Source organism: Ideonella sp. P3_A4, assembly GCF_056403075.1.
In genome coordinates this window covers 1-16,800 of sequence record NZ_JBFUGE010000090.1, presented here as the reverse complement: position 1 = coordinate 16,800, position 16,800 = coordinate 1, and the positions used below count along the sequence as shown (strand labels likewise).

At 64.9% G+C, this 16,800-nt stretch carries 17 protein-coding genes; 5 read left to right on the top strand and 12 right to left on the bottom strand.

Going from position 1 to position 16,800, the window contains the following annotated elements; translation table 11 throughout:
* The 6 genes from AC1DYI_RS11315 to AC1DYI_RS11290 form a co-directional block, all read right to left on the bottom strand.
* Window positions 1–312, bottom strand: a 312-nt coding sequence (locus AC1DYI_RS11315; RefSeq protein ID WP_477204207.1) for an SDR family NAD(P)-dependent oxidoreductase, incomplete at its 3' end; no start/stop codon positions are given.
* Window positions 309–1,247, bottom strand: coding sequence for an ACP S-malonyltransferase (fabD, locus tag AC1DYI_RS11310; protein WP_477204206.1), 939 nt, complete (start codon window positions 1,245–1,247; stop codon window positions 309–311). The genes AC1DYI_RS11315 and fabD, both read right to left, overlap by 4 nt.
* Window positions 1,248–1,288: 41 nt before the next feature.
* Window positions 1,289–2,293: a beta-ketoacyl-ACP synthase III gene (locus AC1DYI_RS11305; protein WP_477204205.1), complete on the bottom strand. Its 1,005-nt coding sequence runs from the start codon at window positions 2,291–2,293 to the stop codon at window positions 1,289–1,291.
* Window positions 2,290–3,384 carry a phosphate acyltransferase PlsX gene (gene plsX, locus AC1DYI_RS11300; RefSeq protein ID WP_477204204.1) on the bottom strand — a complete coding sequence of 365 codons (1,095 nt, stop codon included), beginning with the start codon at window positions 3,382–3,384 and terminating at the stop codon, window positions 2,290–2,292. The genes AC1DYI_RS11305 and plsX overlap by 4 nt, the downstream gene beginning before the upstream one ends.
* 111 nt (window positions 3,385–3,495) lie before the next feature.
* Entirely contained in the window at window positions 3,496–3,678 is a 183-nt protein-coding gene (gene rpmF, locus AC1DYI_RS11295) for a 50S ribosomal protein L32 (RefSeq protein WP_329722903.1), read from the bottom strand.
* 242 nt (window positions 3,679–3,920) lie between these two features.
* On the bottom strand, window positions 3,921–4,484 hold the full coding sequence (locus tag AC1DYI_RS11290) for a YceD family protein (RefSeq protein WP_477204203.1): 564 nt from the start codon (window positions 4,482–4,484) through the stop codon (window positions 3,921–3,923).
* Between the two features lie 51 nt (window positions 4,485–4,535).
* Here AC1DYI_RS11290 and AC1DYI_RS11285 point away from each other — a divergent pair, with 51 nt between their 5' ends.
* A complete protein-coding gene (locus tag AC1DYI_RS11285) occupies window positions 4,536–5,162 on the top strand; it encodes a Maf family nucleotide pyrophosphatase (RefSeq protein WP_477204202.1) in 627 nt (208 codons plus the stop codon).
* Window positions 5,159–5,944 (top strand): SAM-dependent methyltransferase, encoded by a 786-nt coding sequence (locus tag AC1DYI_RS11280; protein WP_477204201.1) that lies wholly within the window; start codon window positions 5,159–5,161, stop codon window positions 5,942–5,944. The genes AC1DYI_RS11285 and AC1DYI_RS11280 overlap by 4 nt, the downstream gene beginning before the upstream one ends.
* A gap of 12 nt (window positions 5,945–5,956) precedes the next feature.
* On the opposite strand, the gene AC1DYI_RS11275 is transcribed toward AC1DYI_RS11280, so the two are convergent.
* Both AC1DYI_RS11275 and AC1DYI_RS11270 read right to left on the bottom strand, forming a co-directional pair.
* Complete coding sequence (locus AC1DYI_RS11275) at window positions 5,957–6,244, bottom strand: VanZ family protein (RefSeq protein ID WP_477204200.1); 288 nt, start codon at window positions 6,242–6,244, stop codon at window positions 5,957–5,959.
* Window positions 6,245–6,306: 62 nt separating this feature from the next.
* Window positions 6,307–7,791, bottom strand: coding sequence for a DEAD/DEAH box helicase (locus AC1DYI_RS11270; protein WP_477204199.1), 1,485 nt, complete (start codon window positions 7,789–7,791; stop codon window positions 6,307–6,309).
* 110 nt (window positions 7,792–7,901) lie between these two features.
* Between AC1DYI_RS11270 and rfbB the strand changes: the two genes are divergently transcribed.
* Window positions 7,902–8,975 carry a dTDP-glucose 4,6-dehydratase gene (rfbB, locus tag AC1DYI_RS11265; protein WP_477204198.1) on the top strand — a complete coding sequence of 358 codons (1,074 nt, stop codon included), beginning with the start codon at window positions 7,902–7,904 and terminating at the stop codon, window positions 8,973–8,975.
* 16 nt (window positions 8,976–8,991) lie between these two features.
* Here rfbB and AC1DYI_RS11260 read toward each other — a convergent pair whose 3' ends face one another.
* Window positions 8,992–10,089, bottom strand: coding sequence for an MraY family glycosyltransferase (locus tag AC1DYI_RS11260; protein ID WP_477204197.1), 1,098 nt, complete (start codon window positions 10,087–10,089; stop codon window positions 8,992–8,994).
* A gap of 207 nt (window positions 10,090–10,296) precedes the next feature.
* Between AC1DYI_RS11260 and AC1DYI_RS11255 the strand changes: the two genes are divergently transcribed.
* Window positions 10,297–11,475 carry a polysaccharide biosynthesis/export family protein gene (locus tag AC1DYI_RS11255; RefSeq protein ID WP_477204196.1) on the top strand — a complete coding sequence of 393 codons (1,179 nt, stop codon included), beginning with the start codon at window positions 10,297–10,299 and terminating at the stop codon, window positions 11,473–11,475.
* Between the two features lie 18 nt (window positions 11,476–11,493).
* On the top strand, window positions 11,494–13,815 hold the full coding sequence (locus AC1DYI_RS11250) for a GSCFA domain-containing protein (protein WP_477204195.1): 2,322 nt from the start codon (window positions 11,494–11,496) through the stop codon (window positions 13,813–13,815).
* A 32-nt stretch (window positions 13,816–13,847) separates the two neighbouring features.
* On the opposite strand, the gene AC1DYI_RS11245 is transcribed toward AC1DYI_RS11250, so the two are convergent.
* From AC1DYI_RS11245 to AC1DYI_RS11235, 3 genes are all read right to left on the bottom strand, one after another.
* Window positions 13,848–15,119, bottom strand: coding sequence for a glycosyltransferase (locus AC1DYI_RS11245; protein WP_477204208.1), 1,272 nt, complete (start codon window positions 15,117–15,119; stop codon window positions 13,848–13,850).
* Window positions 15,120–15,142: 23 nt separating this feature from the next.
* Window positions 15,143–16,123 (bottom strand): GDP-L-fucose synthase, encoded by a 981-nt coding sequence (gene fcl / locus AC1DYI_RS11240; protein ID WP_477204194.1) that lies wholly within the window; start codon window positions 16,121–16,123, stop codon window positions 15,143–15,145.
* Window positions 16,120–16,800, bottom strand: a 681-nt coding sequence (locus tag AC1DYI_RS11235) for a GDP-mannose 4,6-dehydratase (protein WP_477204193.1), incomplete at its 5' end; no start/stop codon positions are given. The genes AC1DYI_RS11235 and fcl, both read right to left, overlap by 4 nt.

The following is a 16,800-nucleotide window of genomic DNA, read 5'->3' as shown; positions in this document are numbered from 1 at the left end:
GTCATCGTCCTTCATGCGCATGGCCAGAGTGTCTCGGGTGATGCCGGCGTTGTTGACCAGCACGTGCAGAGCGCCGTGCTCTTTGACGATCGAATCGATCAGCGCGTCGACGCCGGCAGCGTCGTTGACATTCAGGTTCACACCTTTGCAGCCCGCGTGGGCCGAGAGCGCTTCACCGATCGCGGCTGCGCCAGCATCGCTGGTCGCGGTGCCGATGACCTTCATGCCGCGTGCGGCGAGTTCCAGCGCAATGGCGCGACCGATACCGCGCGAAGCGCCGGTCACCAGCGCGACTTGACCTTGCGTGCTCATGCCAGCAATCCCTTCACGTCGGCCAAGGAGGCCGGGTCGAACACGGTAGTGCTCACGGCTTCCGCATCAATGCGCTTGACCATGCCGGCCAGCACCTTGCCGGGGCCACACTCGATGATGTGCGACAGGCCACGTGCTCGCAGGGCCTGCACCACTTCGACCCAACGCACCGGGCCAAAGGCCTGACGGTACAGCGCGTCGCGAATCGCCGCGGGCTCGCTCGTGACTGAAACGTCAATGTTGTTCACGACCGCGATCGTCGGCGCGACGATCGCCACTTCGGCCAGACGCGCCTTCAGCCGCTCGGCGGCCGGCTTCATCAGGCTCGAATGAAACGGCGCCGACACCGGCAAGGGCAGCGCCCGTTTGGCACCCTTGGCCTTCAGCAGCTCGCAGCCTTTTTCGACACCGGCCTTGCTGCCGGCGATCACGGTCTGCTTGGGGTCGTTGAAGTTGACGGCCTCGACGACCTCGCCACTGGCAGCAGCCGCTTCGGCGCAGCCGGCACGAACGGTGTCCGCGTCAAGGCCAAGGATCGCGGCCATCGCACCTTGCCCAACCGGTACGGCTTCTTGCATCGCTTGAGCACGCAAGCGCACCAACGGCAGCGCATCGGCCAGGCTCAGACTGCCGGCGGCCACGAGTGCGGTGTACTCGCCCAGTGAATGGCCAGCCACTGCGGCCGGCGCAGCGCCACCCTCGGCCAGCCAGGCACGGTAGCAAGCGATGCCCGCCGTCAGCATCACCGGCTGGGTGTTGGTGGTCAGGTCCAGTTGTTCCTTCGGGCCAGCGTGAATCAAGGCACCGATGTCTTCACCCAGCGCGGCCGATGCTTCGACCAGCGTCTGGCGAACGGCCGGATGGTCGCCCCAGGCGTCGAGCATGCCGACAGCCTGCGAGCCCTGGCCCGGAAAGACAAATGCGAACGCGGTCATCAAAGACACCTTCAATCGAACGAATCAGGGAACGGCGTGGCTCAGAAGTCGAGCAACACGGCGCCCCAGGTGAAACCACCGCCGACGCCTTCGAGCATCAGCGTCTGGCCACGCTGGATCTTGCCGGTGCGCACCGCATGGTCGAGTGCCAGCGGAATGGACGCGGCCGAGGTGTTGCCATGCTCGTCCACCGTCACCACCAGGCGATCGGCGGGCAGCTTCAGCTTGCGCGCTGTGCCTTGCATGATGCGGATGTTGGCCTGGTGCGGAATCAGCCAATCGATGTCTTCGGCGCTGCGCCCTGCGGCCTCCAGCACTTCGCGTGCAACCTCGTCGAGCACCTTGACGGCCAGCTTGAACACCGCCTGACCGTCCATCTTCAACAGCGGATCGCCCAGCACCTGACCACCCGATACGGTGCCGGGCGTGCAGAGGATCTCCATATGCCGGCCATCCGCATGCAGCTTGGTCGCCAGGATGCCGGGCTCGGCCGACGCTTCGAGCACCACCGCGCCGGCGCCATCACCGAACAGCACGCAGGTCGTGCGGTCGTTGAAATCAAGGATGCGCGAAAAGACTTCCGAGCCGATCACCAGCGCGCAGGTGGCTGAACCGGAGCGGATCATCGCGTCGGCCACCGACAGTCCGTAGACAAAGCCCGAGCAGACAGCTTGCAGGTCGAACGCCGGGCAACCTTGCACGCCCAGCTTGCGCTGGATGATGGTGGCGGTCGACGGGAACACCATGTCGGGCGTCGACGTGGCAACGATGATCAGATCGACATCTTCGGCCGAGCGGCCGGCAGCTTCGAGTGCGTGGCGGGCGGCATCGACCCCCAGGTCGCTGGCGTTGACCGTGGCTTCGGCAAAGCGGCGTGCGCGGATGCCGGTGCGCTCGACGATCCACTCGTCGGAGGTCTCGAGGCCGCGCGTGGCCAGCTGGGCCGCCAGTTCGGCATTGCTGACGCGATGCGGCGGCAGCATGCTGCCGGTTCCGGTGATGCGGGCGTAGCGCTGTGGGGGGATGCGGTCGGCGGAGGAATTCATGCAGCGGGACGCACGGGCTCGTCGTCGGGCGGAAGGGCTGCCGCCTGCAAGGTTTCGACGATGCGCTCGTGCACCTGTTCGGGCAAGCGATTGCGGGCCGCATCATAAGCCCGCGCCAAAGCCCGGCCGAACGAGAAGGCATCGGCCGAGCCGTGGCTCTTGAAGACCAAGCCCTGCAGGCCGAGCAACGCCGCGCCGTTGTAGCCACGCGGATCGAACCGCTTGCGGAAGTGCTTCAGCACCGGCCACGCGACGAGCGCCGCGAACTTGGCCATCCAGTGGCGCGTGAACTCGGTGCGCAGGAAGCCGGTCAGCATGTGYGCCAGCCCTTCGCTGCTCTTCAGCATCACGTTGCCGACGAAACCGTCGCAGACGACGATGTCGACCGTGCCGTTGAAGATGTCGTTGCCTTCGACATTGCCGAAGTAGTTCAGCTGACCCGCGTTGGCTGCGTTGCGCAGCAGCTCGCCGGCTTGCTTGATGATGTCGCTGCMCTTGATCGCTTCGGCGCCGATGTTCAGCAGGCCGACGCTGGGCTCGGCCGTGCCGTCCAGCGCCGACACCAGCGCACTGCCCATCACCGCGAATTGCAACAAGTGCTCGGCGGTGCAGTCGACGTTGGCGCCGAGATCCAGCACCGTCGTGAAGCCGGGCCGCTCGTTCGGAAATGCAGAGGCAATGGCCGGGCGGTCAATGCCGTCCACCGTCTTCAGCACATAGCGCGAGATCGCCATCAGCGCGCCGGTGTTGCCGGCGGAAACGGCCACATCGCCCATCGCGCGGCCGTTGGCATCGGGCTTGAGCTGGTTGATGGCGACCCGCATCGACGAGTCTTTCTTGCGCCGCAGCGCCACTTCCAACGGATCGTCCATCGCGACGATCTCGGTGGAGGGCACCAGCGTGCAGCGCGGCCAATTCGCCGCCGGGGCGATGGCGTCGGCCATGCCCACCAGCACCAGGTCCGCCTGGAGGTGGGTAGCGAGGAATTCCTTGCACGCGGGCAGCGTGACAGAAGGCCCGTGGTCACCGCCCATGCAGTCGACAACGACGCGGACCCGCTCAAGAGGCGTCAATGAATGTGCGTGCGACACGTTCTGGAATGGCAAATGCCGCAGTCAAGGCTGCGGCATCGTGTTCGATTCACGGATGGGGGCAGGCGCGCGCCAACCCGGCCGGGGATTGAAGGTCAGGCCGAGGCCCGATCAGGCGTCAGCCTTCGTCTTCAAGACCTTGCGGCCGCGGTAGAAACCGGTCGGGCTGATGTGGTGGCGCAGGTGCACTTCACCGGTGGTCGACTCGATCGCGGTGCCGGGCTGAACCAGCGCGTTGTGCGAACGATGCATGCCGCGCTTGGACGGCGACTTCTTGTTTTGCTGGACAGCCATGGAACGCTCCTGGGGCACCGACCGAAGTGGTGCGGCGAGTGTCCGGCGCCATGCAGCGCTCGAACACGGGTCGAAAGTTGGACACACCCGGCGCTGCTCGATGGCCGCGGCGAAGATGTCGCCGCCTGATCCACTTCTTGACAGCCGAGCGCAAACGACGCGCCCGATCCGGGAAAGCCCGAAAGTATAACACTGCCGATCGCCGCGGCGCCAGTCCTGCCCAGCAGACCGCGCAGGCGGCCTCACGCCTTGTCGGGCTTCTTCTTCAGCTGGGCCAGCGCCGCAAAAGGATGCGGCCGCTCGGGCGGCGCATCAGCAGCCGGCTCAGGATCGCCAGGCTCGCCCATCGGCAGCGGCTCAGGACAATCCTCGTGCCGCGGCACCAGCGGCAGCGCCAGCAGCAGCTCGTCTTCAACCAGCTCGCTCAGGTCCGTGTGCCGCTGAAGCTCAAGTACGTCGTCTTCCAGCTCAGCATCCAGCGCCTCGGCCTGGGCCGCATCGCGCACAAAGCGGATCCAGCGGTCCAGGTCCAGCGGCACGGCCAGCGCACCGAGGCAGCGCTGGCAGCGCATGTTGACGCAGGCCTGGGCAGTGAGGTGAAGCCAGATTTCAGGCTCGACGCCCGTCACCGGCCGCTGGTCGCCCTCGGCCTGCCAATAGATGGGTGAGCCTTCGGGCTCTGCACTCAGCACCGAGCCGGCCAAGCGGTCGAGCGTTGCCAGCGGCCATTCGCCCGACAACTCGCCGTGCGCCGCGGCCAGCACGGCCACGTCCAGGCGCCGCGGGTCGATCGATTTCGCATTCATGCGCCCAGTTTAGCGGCGGGCTCCACCCAGGCCTGGTGGAATAATTTCCCCATGTCCGAACCTCTTGCCACCGCATTGCCACGCCTCGTCCTCGGCTCCACCTCGCGCTATCGACGCGAGCTGCTGGAGCGGCTGCGGCTGCCCTTTGACGTGCAGTCGCCGCAGGTAGACGAGACGCCGCAACCCGGCGAGGCCCCGGCCGCTTTGGCCCAGCGCCTGGCGTTGACCAAGGCCCGCGCAGTCGCCGAATCGAACCGTGACGACACCGTGGTGATCGGCTCCGACCAGGTTGCCGACGTGGATGGCGAGCCAATCGGCAAGCCAGGCACGCACGAGCGCGCCGTCGCGCAGCTGCGCCGGATGAGCGGCCGCACCATCGTTTTCCAGACCGCCGTGGCGGTGGTACGAGCCAGCACCGGCTTTGAGCAAGTTCAGTTGGCCCCGGTGCGGGTGCGTTTCCGCGCATTGAACGACGACGAGATCGAGCGCTACCTGCGGCTGGAACAGCCTTACGACTGCGCCGGCAGCGCCAAATCCGAAACGCTGGGCATCGCGCTGTTGAGCGCCATCGAGTCCGATGACCCGACCGCGTTGGTCGGGCTCCCGTTGATCCGGACCTGCGAGCTGCTGCGCGCGGCGGGCCTGGATCCGCTGCTGGCCGCAGGCGCGGCCCGATGAGCGCGCCCGCGGCCACGGGCCGCCTGGTGCTCGTGCCCAACACGCTCGACCTGGGTGCGGCGCCGGAGCCGATCGATCAGGTGCTCAGCGCCCATGCCTTGCGTCGCGCGGCGGGCTTGCAGCACTGGGTGGTTGAGAGCGCCAAGACCGCGCGGGCCTTCTTGAAGCGGGTGGATACGGTGGTGCCTCTGGCCGCGCCATTGCAATCGCTGGCGATACAGGAGTTGCCGCGCGCCCGTAAAGGCAGCGGCAGCGCAGTCGAGGCCAATGAATGGAAGTTGCTGCTCGCACCCGCGCTGGCAGGGCACGACGTGGGACTGCTGTCCGACGCCGGTCTGCCAGCGGTGGCCGACCCGGGCGCCGCCCTCGTAGCGGCCGCACACACGCTAGGCCTGACGGTCGAGCCCTTGGCCGGCGCCAGCTCGCTGACGCTGGCCTTGGCCGCCAGCGGCTTGAATGGACAGCGCTTCGCTTTCGAGGGCTATCTGCCGCAGAACGTGAGCGAGCGCCAACAACGGGTGCGTGAGCTTGAACAGCGCTCGCGCCGCGAAGGACAGACTCAGCTGGTGATCGAAACGCCGTATCGCAACGAAGCGCTGCTGCAGGCGTTGAGCCAAGCGCTGCAGCCGGAGACGCGCTTGTCAGTGGCTTGCGGCCTCACCTCATTGACGGGCTGGTGCCGCACCCAGGCAGCGTCGGCCTGGCGGCGCGAGCTTCAAGCCGCCGGACGATCACCGATGCCGGACACGCTGCCGGCGGTGTTCATGTGGTTGGCGAGTTGAGCAACTGAGGACTCAGCCGGCGGCGCCGCCGAGCAGCCAGCGCCCCGCAGCGATGCCGAGCGCATCGGCCAGCACATCGCCGATCGACGATTCACGTGTCGGCGTCAAAGCCTGCGCCAATTCGATTCCGACACCGAAAGCCAGCAGCGCAACCGCCAAGGCCCATGACGGCCGAAGGCGCGCCTGCTTGCCAATGGCCCACAGGGCGACGAAAGCCCCGGCGTGGCGCAGCTTGTCGGCATGCACAAACCAGTCCTGGCCGTTGCCGGCAGGCATCAAGGCCAGGAAGAGGATGGCCACGACGGCGCAGGCAAACGCCACGCGCCACCCTGCCAGGCGATTCACCCCAACCACAATGCCGCTCAGGCCTTGGCAGTACCGCCGAGCAGCGCCGCAACTTTGCGCTTGGCTCGGATGTTCGGTGACAGCCGGCTGGGCGCCGGCGTGGAGGGCGCGCTCTTTTCCCAAGCGGCCGGGCCGTCGGTGGACGCGGCCGGCTCATAGGGCTTGTCGAAGAAGGGATCGCGCGGGGCTGAACGTGGCTCGTGGCGGCGAGAAGCCGACGCGCCGGCATAAGCGCCTGCGGTGGAGCGGACTTCAGGTCGGCCGGCTTCGCGATCGTCCTCGCGCGCGGGCGGACGGCGGCGCGGCCGGTCATCGTCCAGCTCGAGGGCGTCCAGCTCGATCTTCTTCTTGATCAGCTTTTCGATGTCGGCCACCAGGCGCGCATCGTTGCGTGTCACCAGCGTCACCGCCAGGCCCGAAGCACCGGCCCGGCCGGTGCGGCCGATGCGGTGCACATAGTCTTCAGCGTTGAACGGCACGTCGAAATTGAACACGGCCGGCAGGTCGACAATGTCCAAGCCACGGGCTGCCACATCGGTGGCCACCAGCAGGTCGACCTCGCCGGCCTTGAAGGCGGCCAGGGCCTTCAGGCGTTCGTCTTGCGACTTGTCGCCATGCAGCGCCGAGGTGCGCATGCCGTCGCGCTCAAACGAGCGCGCCAGGCGCGCGGCGCCGAGCTTGGAGTTCACGAACACCAGCGATTGCGTGATGTTGCGTTCCTTCAGCAGGTGCAGCACGGCGCGGCGCTTGTCATCGTCGTCCACGCTGTAGAAGCGCTGCTCGACAGTCGACGCGGTGGCGTTCGGCCGCGCCACTTCGACCAGGATGGGATCTTGCAAGTAGCTGTTGGCCAGGCGCTTGATCTCGGGCGAGAAGGTGGCCGAGAACAGCAGGGTCTGGCGCTGCTTGGGCAAGTAGCTCAGGATGCGCTGCAGATCAGGCAGGAAGCCGATGTCCAGCATGCGATCGGCTTCGTCGAGCACCACGTACTCGACCTGGTTCAGCACCGCGTTCTTGGCCTCGATGTGGTCCAGCAGCCGGCCCGGCGTGGCGATCAGGATCTCGACGCCGGCCTTCAGCTCCAGCGTCTGCGGCTTCATGTCGATGCCGCCGAAGACCACCGCCGAGCGCAGATTGCTGTGCTTGGCGTAGGCCTTGACGTTGTTGGCGACCTGGTCCGCCAGCTCTCGCGTCGGTGCCARCACCAGGGCCCGGACGGGGTGGCGGGCCGGCGATGCGCTCGAGTTCTCGTGCCGCAGCATCTTCTGCAGCAGCGGGATGGAAAATGCCGCTGTCTTGCCGGTGCCCGTCTGGGCGGCCCCCATCACGTCGCGCCCTTCCAAGACGATCGGAATCGCCTTGGCCTGGATCGGCGTCATGGTCAGGTAACCCTGGTCGGCCACGGCACGCAGGAGCTTGGGATCCAGCGGCAGGGTGTCGAAACGGGCGGGAGGCGGGGTGTCGGCGGCAGCTGCCGCGGAAACCTGGAGGTCGGAACTCATCACCGCGCATTATCGCTGCTACAACAGGCGACTACACTTTGACAATTGGGGCCTAGACCCAGCTATTTCAGAATATTGCCGCCCGCCGGGCGCACCACAGAGAATTCGGCATGATCCTTGTTACCGGCGGTGCCGGCTTCATCGGCAGCAACTTCGTCCTTGATTGGCTGGAAAACAGCAGCACCCGCGCCGAGCCGGTGGTCAACCTGGACGCCCTGACCTACGCCGGCAACCTGCGCAATCTGGAAGCGCTGCAAGGCAATCCCAACCACATCTTTGTACGCGGCGACATCGGTGACCGCGCGTTGATGGACCAGTTGCTGGCCCAGCACCGGCCGCGCGCGATCGTCCATTTCGCCGCCGAAAGCCATGTCGACCGCAGCATCCATGGCCCCGGCGAGTTCATGCGGACCAACGTGCAAGGCACCTTCACGCTGCTGGAGGCCGCGCGCGCCCACTGGGCGGCACTGCCGGAGGCCGAACGCGCGGCTTTTCGTTTCCACCACGTCAGCACCGACGAGGTCTACGGCAGCCTGAAGCCCGGCGCCCCGGCCTTCGCCGAAAGCCACCCGTACGAGCCCAACAGCCCCTACTCGGCCAGCAAGGCCGCGAGCGACCACCTGGTGCGCGCCTGGCACCACACCTACGGCCTGCCGGTGGTCACCACCAACTGCTCAAACAACTACGGGCCGTTCCACTTCCCCGAGAAGCTGATCCCGCTGATGATCGTCAACGCGTTGGCCGGCAAACCACTGCCGGTCTACGGCGACGGCCAGCAGATCCGCGACTGGCTGTACGTGAAAGACCACTGCAGCGGCATCCGCGCTGTGCTGCAAGGCGGCCGGCTCGGTGAGACCTACAACATCGGCGGCTGGAACGAGCAGGCCAACATCGACATCGTCAAGACGATCTGCGCGCTGCTCGACGAGTTGCGCCCCGACCCGGCCGGCCCCTACGCGCGGCGGATCACCCACGTGACCGACCGCCCCGGCCACGACCGCCGCTACGCCATCGACGCACGCAAGATCGAGCGCGAGCTCGGCTGGCGCCCAGCCGAGACCTTCGAGTCCGGCATCCGCAAGACGGTGCAGTGGTACCTCGACCACGCCGACTGGGTCGCCGAAGTTCAAAGCGGTGGGTATCGCGAGTGGGTCGAGAAGAACTACATTGACCGCGGTGCCTAACGCTGYGGTCAAAGAGTCACCGCCGAAACACCATCCAGCGCGGCGACTTGAAACGCACGATGCGCCAATAGAGCACCAGATAACTCGCGACGAAAACCACCAGGCAGCCAGCGAGCACCGGTGTGCTGTCCCAGAATATCACCGCCGGCGCGATCGAGAACATGCACAACAGCCACAGATACGGCGATGACATCGAGTTCCGCCGCGTCAGTTCGCGTGCGCTCTGGCCGCCAACAACCCAGCGCATCACGCGGCGGTAGATCAGCGAATGCAGGTGGATACCGTCGGGCAAGACAGGCGGAACCGAGCGCAGGATCCAGCGCCGGTAGATCGAGAACAGCGTCTCGAAGATCGGGTAGATGCAAATCAGGAGCGGGAAGAACGGCGACACGTCGAGTGGGTTGCGTGCCAGCAGAAGGATGGACAGCTCTGAAACGTAAAAGCCGAGGAAGTAGGCACCGCCATCACCGAGGAAGATCAGCCCGCGAGGAAAGTTCCATAGGAACAGGCCCAGCACCGCACCGATACCGGCCACGGCCAGCCAGCCAAGCAGCGTGTCGCTGACCTGGAAGGCCACATAGGCCAGCGCCCCGAGCATCAACGCAACGCACATTGAGGCCAGGCCGTTCAGGCCGTCGATGATATTGATCGCATTAGCAATGCCAGCCACGACCAGCACCGTGACGCAGAGCGATCCGACAGTGAAGGAGACAACCCAGTCGACACCAGGAATGTCGGTGGTATGGATCGCGGCGCCCATCCAGTAGAACGCAATGACCGCCGACAAGGCGGTCGCCACCAGACGCCCGCGCGGAGTCAGCGCTTCGGTCAGGTCTTGCACGAAGCCAGCCAGGAAGGCTAAGGAGGAGCATGCGAGCAAGGTGAATGCGAATCGCCCCTCGGCGTGACCGACCTCCCACCACATCGCAACCGCAGCGGCAACGATCCCGAGCACGATGGCCAAACCGCCGATGCGCGGTACGGCCACGGTGTGAATGCCTTGCGGTTTGTCGAAGTCATGGTCGCCCGAATGTCGTCCGTGCAAATGTGCCGAACGAACCAAGAGCAAGGCCACTCCCGCAGAAACCCCGAATGCCAACAAGAACATAAACACATGGGCATTCTAGAGATGCAATTCGACGCTCTCGCTGACTCCGTTGTGGTAACGCCGTCACAGATTGATCCTTGCCCAGCCGCAATGAGACCAAGTCACCTCAAAGAGCGCGGCGGCCCGTGGGTTAAAGTGGGCACCGCCCTCCCGGCCCGCCCTGCTGCTGCGGGCTCAACTACCGGTGGTAGTGTTGACCGCCCCCCCCACGCGATGCCTGTTTTCCTATCCAAGTCTCTGTCCATTCGGCTGGCCGCCTTGTCAGTCGCCCTCGTACTTGGCGCATGCAGCGAGATGCCAAGGTCCGGTCCGAGTGCCAAGACCGTCGAGCAAAGCACGTCCGATTCGGCGGCGCCTAGTTCCGGCGTGGTTCAGGTCGTCGACATCAATGACGGCGTCGTGCGCCAACTCGTCGACAAGCAAAAACTGCAGTTGTTCTCGGAGACACTCGGCGATCAGGCTCCCTCGGCCCAGCTGATCGGTCCTGGCGATACCGTCGAAGTCACGATCTGGGAAACCCCGCCGGCCGCACTGTTCGGGGTGCCAAGCGCGGACCCGCGCTTGTCAGCCACTACTGTGCCCGCCGCGCTACCGGCGCAAATGGTCGACCGGGAAGGTCTGATCTCGGTACCTTTCGCCGGACGCGTCCACGCCGCGGGTCTGACCCCCGCCGCGGTGTCTGCTGCCATCGTGCAAAGTTTGAAAGGGAAAGCCAACCAGCCCCAGGTGCTGGTTCGCGTGCTACAAAACATCTCGTCGACGGTGACCGTGGTAGGCGAAGTCAATGTCAACGTGCGTATGCCGCTGACCGCAGGTGGGGAACGCCTGCTCGACGCGCTCGCAGCGGCCGGTGGCGTGCGCCAACCCGCGAGCAAGACGTCCTTGCAAGTCACTCGCGGAACGCAATATCACGCGCTGCCGCTGGACCTGGTGATCCGCGATCCACGACAGAACATCGCGCTGCGTCCGGGCGACGTGATCACCGCGCTGTTCCAACCACTGAGCTTCACCGCACTCGGCGCGACCGGCAAGCAAGACGAAATACCGTTCGAAGCCCAGGGCATCACGTTGGCGCAGGCCATGGGCCGCATCGGTGGACTGACGGACAGTCGGTCGGATCCGCGTGGGGTCTTCATCTTCCGCTTCGAGCCCCTCGCTACGCTGGACTGGCCACGCCAACCCGTGACGGCCACGCCCGACGGGTTGGTGCCGGTTGTCTACCGGCTGGACTTGTCCGATCCGCGCAGCTTTTTCGCAATGCAAAGCTTTCCGATGCACCATCGGGACATCGTCTATGTCAGCAATGCACCGATCGCCGAGCTGCAGAAGTTCCTCAATGTCGTGTTCTCCATCACCTATCCGGTGCTGAACGCAGTCAACGTGCTGCGCTGACGCCGCCGGAGCTGCAGGATGGCGATCACGCGCGACGCAGTCGTTTGGGGCTTTCGGCTGATCCTCGGCCGCGAGCCCGAATCGGAAGAAGGCATCCGCGCCCATATGGGCGTGGCGKACGAAGCCGCGCTGATCAGCGTGCTGATGCGCTCCCAGGAGTTCCGCGCCAGTGGCCGACTGTCCAACACGGTCGTGCTGCGCGAAGGCCAGTCGAACGAGCGCTCGTCGCCATGGTCCTATCAGTCACGCTCGAGCAAGAAGCTCGTGATCTTTGGCAATTGCCAAGCCTCCACCGTGGGTCGCCTAGTACAGGCCATGACGGGCGATGTCGTGACGCGCAGCCATGAAACGACACCGAGCTTCATGAAGCGCCTGCGCGATGGCGAGTTGGACTTGGCTGTAGCCGTCGGCGATGCAGACCTTGTCTGGGTCCAGATGGTTGGCGAAGTGACGAAGGCCATCGTCAAGCGCCTGCCAAAACTGGCGGACCGTATTCGGCAGTTGCCACCGTTGAACTACAGCGGCTTCCACCCCGACTGCGTCTACGTCGCCCGGCGCGAAGGCGGCTACCTTCAGGGGCCGATGGGCGAGTACCAGTCTTCGATTGCATTCTGGGCTTGGCGCCAGGGGCTGCCCCCCGATGTCGCCATCGATCTCTTCAGAGATGAAGTCTTTGAGCACCTGGGGTTCTATCGCTACCACCAGGCCGCCTGGCGCGTTCTGCAGAACCACGGCCAGAACACCGGCCTGCCCATGGCGAAGTTGATGGACTGCTGGCACCAGACCGGTTGCTTTATGCACACCGTGAATCATCCCAAGCTGCCGGCATTGGCCGACATGGTCGAGCATGCGCTTCGGCGCGATGGCATCACGCCAGTGCCCGAAGGTGGCCAGTGGGTCGAAGACACGCTCGCGCGCTGGCCGGTGTGGCCCGTCTACCCAGACATCGCCCGGCGCAGCGGCACGGCGGGCAGCTATGTCTTCAAGCTGGATCGAGGCTTCTGCCCTGAGAGCAAACCGGTCCTGACAATGGACTTGGCCCAGTTCATTGCTCAGTCGTACAAGGTATTCGAGCGCACGCCGGACCTGAGCTGCGAACGGACGGAAAGCGCCGCCTATCGCGAATTGCCGCGGTTTATCGGCGAGCGCCCGTCACGTCCGTCGGCCATGGCGCGGATGGCCGCCGCCATCGGCGCGACGCTGACGCCACTACTGCGTCCAGCCCAGCCGGAAAGCGCCGCCGTCAATCCGTATGAGGGGCTGCCAGACGATCGCTTCTGGCGGCGAGCCGTCGAGCGCGTTGCCGCGCAGGAGATCGATCCCGTTGTGCGCGTGGGCTTCACGATCGATTCGAATTCCAAGGTCGCCACCGCCGGGAGCTGCTTCGCACAGCATATTGCACGCACGCTGGCGCGCGAACACTTCAACTACATGGTGGTAGATCGTCCACCAGGACTGAGTGACGCCCAAGCGAAAGCACGCAATTTCGGCGTCTATTCGGCCCGCTACGGCAACGTCTACACGGCTCGTCAACTGGTCCAGTTGTTCGATCAGGCCCATGGTCACCTCACGCCTCACGACAAGGCCTGGCGGCGCGAAGACAAGCGTTGGGTCGATCCATTCCGGCCTCAGGTCGAACCGGCAGGTCATGAATCGGCACAGCAGGTGGAACAAGCGCGACGGGCACATCTGGCCGATGTCCGGAAGATGTTTGCCGAACTCGATGTCTTCATCTTCACCCTCGGACTGACGGAGGCCTGGCGCAGACGTGACGACGGAGCGGTGTTCCCGCTGGCGCCAGGCGTCGTGGCCGGCAGCTTCGACCCCGAGATCTACGAGTTCGTCAACTTCGACGCTGACGAAGTGGTGGCGGATCTGCGAAGCTTCATTCGCCGATTGCGGGCTGTCAATGATCGCGCGCGGATCATACTGACTGTCTCGCCGGTGCCCCTCATTGCCACCTACGAAGACCGACACGTCCTAGTGTCGACCGTTCACAGCAAGTCGATCCTGCGCTCGGCCGCAGGCACTGTGGCGAAGGAGTACCCCGGCCATCTGGACTATTTCCCGAGCTACGAGATCATCACAGGGCCGCCTTCGCGGGGTGCGTACTTCGAACAAGACCTGCGGTCAGTCAGCGAAGCTGGGGTCGCCCACGTGATGCGCACCTTCATGCGCCACTACGGCCAGGTCGATCACCATCACACACAATCAACCGCCCAATTGGCGCGCAACGTGGAACTGCTGCGGACTGGCGAAGCAGACGCCATTGAGCGCGAGCAGCGTGCGCTCGACGACATCGTTTGCGACGAAGAAGCCATCGACCGACACCGCCAATGAGGGCGATCTGTCATGTCGGATCGATATCGAGGTCAATGTTCGACGTAGCACTCCTCCACGAGGAAGGCCAGTTCGCGCCGGTCGCTTGATCCCGCTTCGCTCAAGGCCGGAATGAATCCTCCGTTGCTGACGATGCGGTAGATCGAGCGGCCGCCCCTCCTGCCGTCATTCACAGGCAGACTCAATTCGAAGACACCATTACCGTCCACGCGCAGCGAGTCGATCGGGCCATCGGGCCCGTCGATCCGAATCGAAAGCCTGCCGCCGCCGCCAGGGGTGCGCTGCCGACAAGTCAGGTGGACGTGGCGAGCGGGCTGCTCACCTTGCTGAACGCGCACTTCGAGCGTCGATGACGCCCACCCGTCGGCGTGGACGCCTACGTGGACGTCCCGGGTTCCCAACCTAAGCCGAACATCGGCATCGAGGCGTTGGCTCAAGGCGTAGTGGCCTTCCTGGTCAACGTATGGCATCGCGCTTTCGACCAATGCGGCACACCGTTCGTGCAAGGCAAGCTCACCCGGCAGGAACGGGTGCTGTTCGCAAAGCTCGTTGAAATGGGTAAGCAGCCAGTGGGTCGGTGCCGGCCCCAAGTGCTTGCGGATAACCTGCATGCCCTCGAACGCCACTCTTTCACGGAAGCGCGTGGTGATGCTGCTCGAATGCAGACGGGACTGGGCTTGCACTGCGTCGACGAAGCCGATCCGCCCTGGATAGGCCTTGAACATCCGCAACCACAGGTCGTAGTCGAACGACGCTCGGAGGGACCGATCCAAGCCGCCGAGCCTCAGAAAGGTGTCGCGCCTGAAGAACGCTGTCGGCTGGCAAATGTGACAGCCGTCGACCCATTCGATCAACGGTGCACTCGGCGGCCGCGAGGGATAGCGCTCGATGAAGGCGCCGTCCCCGTCGACATGCTCACCATGCCCATACACCATCACGTGCTCCGGATGGATGGCCAGATGAGCCGCGGCTCGTGCAATCGCGCCAGGGGTGTACAGGTCATCTGAGTTTAACCAGCCGACCACCGGTGCCCACGTGCGCCTGACAGCCTCGTTGACCGCCTCCGCAGGCCCACCGTCAGGTCCAGAGGCCCAACGCAGCCGCCCCGGAAACTCGTTGGCCAGATCCATCAGCAACGCTTGGCTGCCGTCATCCGAGCCACCGTCCATCACCATCAGCTCGGTCGCCGGGCCATCTTGCCTGAGAACGCTGCGCACAGCATCGGCCAGAAATGTCACCTGGTTCATCGAGGGCATGACCACGCTCACTGCGGGCACATTCGGAGAGTCTGTATTCGGGCTCATGGGGACCGCCATCTGCGTCCTCCTCAATTCAAACGTGCTTCGGCGTAGTGGTCGACGAACCAGCGATAGGTGTCGCGCAATCCATCTTCAAGGTCGATGCTAGCCTGCCAGCCCAGGGCCTTCAGTCGCGAAACGTCCAGCAACTTGCGGGGCGCACCGTCGGGCTTGGTGGAGTCGAAAACCAGCCGGCCCTGGAAGCCGGTCACACGCGCCACGGTCTCGGCCAGCTCCCGAATTGTGCAGTCCACGCCGGAGCCGATGTTGATGTGCGAAAGCATGGGTTGGGTCCACGCGCGGTAGACAGTCGCCTGGAGCATCATCACATGTACACACGCCGCGGCCATGTCGTCCACGTGCAGGAACTCGCGCATCGGCTGGCCACTGCCCCAGATCACCACCTCACTGGCGCCGGCCATCACTGCTTCGTGGCACCGGCGCAAGAGTGCCGGGATCACATGCGAATTGCTGGTGTGGAAGTTGTCGTTCGGCCCGTAGAGGTTTGTCGGCATGACGCTGCGGTAGTCGCGGCCATGCTGCCGGTTATAGCTTTCGCACAACTTGATGCCCGCAATCTTTGCGATCGCATAGGGCTCGTTGGTGGCCTCGAGCGCCCCCGTCAGCAACGCCTCTTCACGAATGGGTTGCTCTGCCAGGCGAGGATAGATGCAGGACGACCCCAGAAACAGCAAGCCCTGGACCCCCGCCAAGTGAGCAGCATGGATCACGTTGGCCTCAATCATCAGATTTTCGTAGATGAACTCGGCCGGGTAGCTGTTGTTCGCTTGGATGCCTCCGACCTTGGCTGCCGCAAGCACCACGTGGTCGACGCGGTTGTCGCTGAAGAACTGGCGCAATCGGCACGAGTTGATCAGATCGACTTCGGCGCGCGTCGCCGTCAGCACGGGGCTACGACCGAGCGCCTGCAGTCGACGCACGATGGCCGAACCGACCATTCCGCGATGCCCGGCGACGAAAACCGCGCCCTCGCCGGCGGCGCCGCTCATCGCCCCGCCTCACGCGCAACCGTCACGTCATGCCCATTCGAGCGCAACAGCGCCAACTGGCGCGCGGCTTGGAGGTCACAGGCCACCATCTCCGCGCACATTTCCCGGACGGTGATCTCGGGTGTCCAGCCGAGAAGTTGCCTGGCCTTGGTCGAATCGCCTAGCAGCGCTTCGACTTCAGCCGGGCGAAAGTAACGCGCATCGACCTCGATGATGCAGTCGCCGACCTTGAGCGCAGGTGCCTTATCGCCGACGATGGCAGCAACAAATACCTTCTCGTCGACACCCTGGCCTTCGAAGCGCAACTCGATTCCCAGCTCTTGCGCTGACCACTGGATGAACTCGCGCACTGAATGCTGCTTGCCTGTAGCGATGACGAAATCTTCAGGCCGCTCTTGCTGGAGCATCAACCACTGCACCCGCACATAGTCCTTCGCGTGGCCCCAATCGCGCAGCGCATCGAGGTTGCCCATGTAAAGCCGCCATTCGAGGCCTTGCGCGACGTTGGCCAGGCCCCGCGTGATCTTGCGCGTGACGAAGGTCTCGCCTCGGCGCGGGCTCTCGTGGTTGAACAAGATGCCATTGCAGGCATACATGCCGTACGCCTCGCGGTAGTTGACCGTGATCCAGTAGGCGTACAGCTTGGCCACGCCATACGGACTGCGTGGGTGGAAAGG